Source organism: Chromatiales bacterium (assembly GCA_014323925.1).
Classification (GTDB): domain Bacteria; phylum Pseudomonadota; class Gammaproteobacteria; order Poriferisulfidales; family Oxydemutatoraceae; genus SP5GCR1.
Genome location: JACONC010000027.1, coordinates 1 through 3,356, shown reverse-complemented (window position 1 = coordinate 3,356; position 3,356 = coordinate 1). Strand labels below are relative to the sequence as shown.

Here is a 3,356-nt window from a genome sequence, read left to right as displayed (position 1 = left end):
CGCCGCCGTCAAGGTCGTCTTGCCGTGATCTACATGACCTATAGTCCCCACATTTACATGCGGCTTCGTTCTTTCAAATTTTTCTTTAGACATAATATTACCCTCTTTCAGTTATTGCTTCTTAATAATATCTGCGGCTACATTATTCGGCGCGTGTGCGTATTTCAAAAATTCCATCGTATAGGTCGCACGCCCTTGCGTAGCCGAACGTAAATCGGTTGCATAACCAAACATTTCTTTCAACGGCACCTCAGCGCGTATCGTCTTACCCAGTGCGTTCTCTTCCATAGACTCAATAATACCCCTGCGTCTATTTAAGTCACCGACTACATCACCCATATAATCTTCTGGGGTCACAACCTCTACTTTCATCATCGGCTCCAACAGCACCGGCGATGCATTATTAAAGCCTTCCTTAAAACATCGGGAGGCTGCTGTTTTGAAAGCAATCTCCGATGAGTCAACATCGTGATAAGAGCCGTCATACAAGGTCACTTTAATATCAACCACCGGATACCCGGCAATCACACCGTTTTGCATTTGCTCTTGTATGCCTTTGTCTACCGCCGGAATATATTCTTTGGGTACCACTCCACCGACTATTTCGTTGACAAAGGTATAGCCACTACCCGCTTCGGCAGGTTCTATCTTCAACCACACATGGCCGTATTGCCCACGACCACCAGTTTGCTTGATATACTTGCCTTCTTGCTGTACCTTTTGACACGCAGTCTCGCGATATGCAACCTGCGGTTCGCCGACATTCGCATCTACGCTAAACTCTCGACGCAGACGATCAACGATGATCTCCAGATGCAATTCCCCCATCCCGGAAATAATCGTCTGTCCTGATTCTTCGTCGGTATTGACCTTAAAAGAAGGATCTTCAGTTGATAGTTTCTGTAGAGCCAAACCCATTTTCTCCTGGTCTACTTTGGTCTTCGGCTCCACTGCTACTGAGATAACCGGTTCCGGGAAATTCATACTCTCAAGCGCAATCGGGTTACTGTTGTCGCACAGTGTATGCCCGGTAACCACGCCTTTGAAACCGACACCGGCGGCGATATCGCCAGCCCTGACTTCTTTAATCTCTTCACGAGAATTAGAGTGCATTTGCAACAGACGACCGGCACGTTCTTTGCGGTCAGTAGATGCATTCAAAATACTATCGCCGGAATTCAACACTCCCGAATATACTCTGAAAAAGGTCAGCACACCTACATAAGGGTCGGTTGCCACCTTAAATGCCAGAGCCGCAAATGGTTCGTCGTCGGATGCTTTGCGTTGCGGCGGCTCTTTACCTTCATCGGCAATGCCAACTATATCCGGAACCTCGGACGGCGAAGGCAGATAATAAATCGTTGCGTCCAATAGCGCTTGCACTCCCTTATTCTTAAACGCTGTGCCACACAGCACTGGCACTATCTCGTTGGCTAGGGTTCTGATACGTATCCCTTTGCGTATATCGTCGACCTGTAATTCTCCCTCTAGATATTTTTCCATTAACTCCTCGCTGGCTTCGGCAGCACACTCAACCATTTGGCTACGCAAAGTCTCGCTTTCTTCCTTCAGATCTTCTGGTATATCATCGGCTTGGTAAGTGACACCCAAGTCTTCTTGGTTCCAGCGTATCGCTTGTTGGGTAATTAAATCTACCACACCTTCAAATTTATCTTCACTACCTATAGGCAGTTGTAACGGTACTGCTTTGGCACCCAACCGTTGCTTTATTTGAGATACTACTCTGGAGAAATCAGCACCGGCTCTATCCATCTTGTTAACAAACGCTAGGCGTGGCACTTGATAACGGTTGGCTTGCCGCCATACCGTCTCCGATTGTGGCTCTACACCACCGACCGCGCAGAATACTGCTACGGCACCGTCCAGTACGCGTAGCGATCGTTCAACTTCGACAGTGAAATCGACATGGCCAGGCGTGTCTATAATATTGATGCGATGTTCTTTGAATTGCTGATCCATTCCTTGCCAAAAGCAGGTGGTGGCAGCTGAGGTGATCGTGATGCCGCGCTCTTGTTCCTGCTCCATCCAGTCCATTACTGCCGAACCTTCGTGCACTTCACCCATCTTGTGGGAAATGCCGGTATAGAACAAGATTCTCTCAGTGGTCGTTGTCTTGCCGGCATCGATATGCGCCATAATGCCGATGTTGCGATAATGCTGTAAAGGTGTTTTGCGTGCCATCTCTCTACCACCTATAATGAGAAAATGCTTTGTTGGCTTCTGCCATCTTTATGGTGTCTTCTCGTTTTTTGACGGCACCGCCGCGGTTGTCAGCGGCATCTTGTATTTCCGCTGCCAGTTTATTGATCATAGAATCGGCTTTGCGCTTGCTCGCTGCATCTATAATCCAACGCATTGCTAAAGTTTTTTGCCGTACTGGGCGCACTTCTACCGGCACCTGATAGTTCGCACCACCTACGCGGCGAGACTTTACTTCTACACGCGGCTTGGTAGTCCTCAGCGCTTTGTTAAAAACTTCTAAAGCCTTATCAGGGTTATTACTAATTTTATTCAACGCTCCGTATACGATACGCTCGGCAACTGATTTTTTACCTTGCCGCATAACCAAATTGATAAACTTAGCCAATGTTTGATCATGGTATTTAGGGTCTACTAATATCTCCCTTGGTTGTATTTCACGACGACGCGGCATCTCTCTCTCCGTTTATGCTTTAGCTAGTTTGGTGCCGTATTTGGAACGGCCTTTTTTTCTTCCCTCAACACCCTTGGCATCCAAGCTGCCACGAATAGTATGGTAGCGCACACCCGGCAAATCTTTAACCCGACCACCGCGTATTAGCACCACTGAGTGCTCCTGCAGATTATGCCCTTCACCGCCTATATAAGTGGTCACCTCGTAACCGTTGGTCAAACGAACACGGGCAACTTTACGCAATGCCGAGTTCGGCTTCTTTGGTGTCGTAGTGTATACACGAGTACACACACCGCGTTTTTGCGGACATCTTTCTAGTGCAACCACATTACTTTTTGCAACTTTAGGTTTTCTTGGCTTCCGCACTAATTGGTTGATCGTTGTCATACGACTAAACTACTCCTTTATATAAGCTATTTCCAAAATATATAATCCTTGCCCGCTTGATCGGCGGCATAGACCTTTGGGGGAAGGATTAGAGATTATAATAGGAAATCGTCTAATGTGCAAGGACTTGTACGATGCCTGTTAGTCCAAAGTTGTAATGTCACTTTTGTCCCAAGTTGAAATGTCACTTTTACGAGACAATAAAGCATTTTTTACTAATACAAGGAGAAAATGCTATGAACCAGAGGATTTTAGCTATGTCGGAGAAAGAACTTACACGCCAAGACGCCATCAA

General features: G+C 46.8%; 4 protein-coding genes. All 4 read right to left on the bottom strand.

Annotated elements, in window-relative coordinates; all coding sequences use genetic code 11:
• Nucleotides 1-93: elongation factor Tu (locus GDA45_07815; GenBank protein MBC6414767.1), on the bottom strand; the 93-nt coding region annotated here is incomplete at its 3' end.
• Between the two features lie 18 nt (nt 94-111).
• Nucleotides 112-2,202: an elongation factor G gene (gene fusA / locus GDA45_07810; protein ID MBC6414766.1), complete on the bottom strand. Its 2,091-nt coding sequence runs from the start codon at nt 2,200-2,202 to the stop codon at nt 112-114.
• A gap of 4 nt (nt 2,203-2,206) precedes the next feature.
• Complete coding sequence (rpsG, locus tag GDA45_07805; protein ID MBC6414765.1) at nt 2,207-2,674, bottom strand: 30S ribosomal protein S7; 468 nt, start codon at nt 2,672-2,674, stop codon at nt 2,207-2,209.
• Between the two features lie 12 nt (nt 2,675-2,686).
• Nucleotides 2,687-3,061, bottom strand: a complete 375-nt coding sequence (gene rpsL, locus GDA45_07800; protein ID MBC6414764.1) for a 30S ribosomal protein S12 — start codon at nt 3,059-3,061, stop codon at nt 2,687-2,689.
• Nucleotides 3,062-3,356 lie beyond the last annotated feature (295 nt).

Excerpts from the sequence above, each read along its gene's own strand:
- fusA (MBC6414766.1), bottom strand. The coding sequence starts at position 2,202 with ATGGCACGCAAAACACCTTTACAGCATTATCGCAACATCGGCATTATG.
- rpsG (MBC6414765.1), bottom strand. The coding sequence starts at position 2,674 with ATGCCGCGTCGTCGTGAAATACAACCAAGGGAGATATTAGTAGACCCT.
- rpsL (MBC6414764.1), bottom strand. The coding sequence starts at position 3,061 with ATGACAACGATCAACCAATTAGTGCGGAAGCCAAGAAAACCTAAAGTT.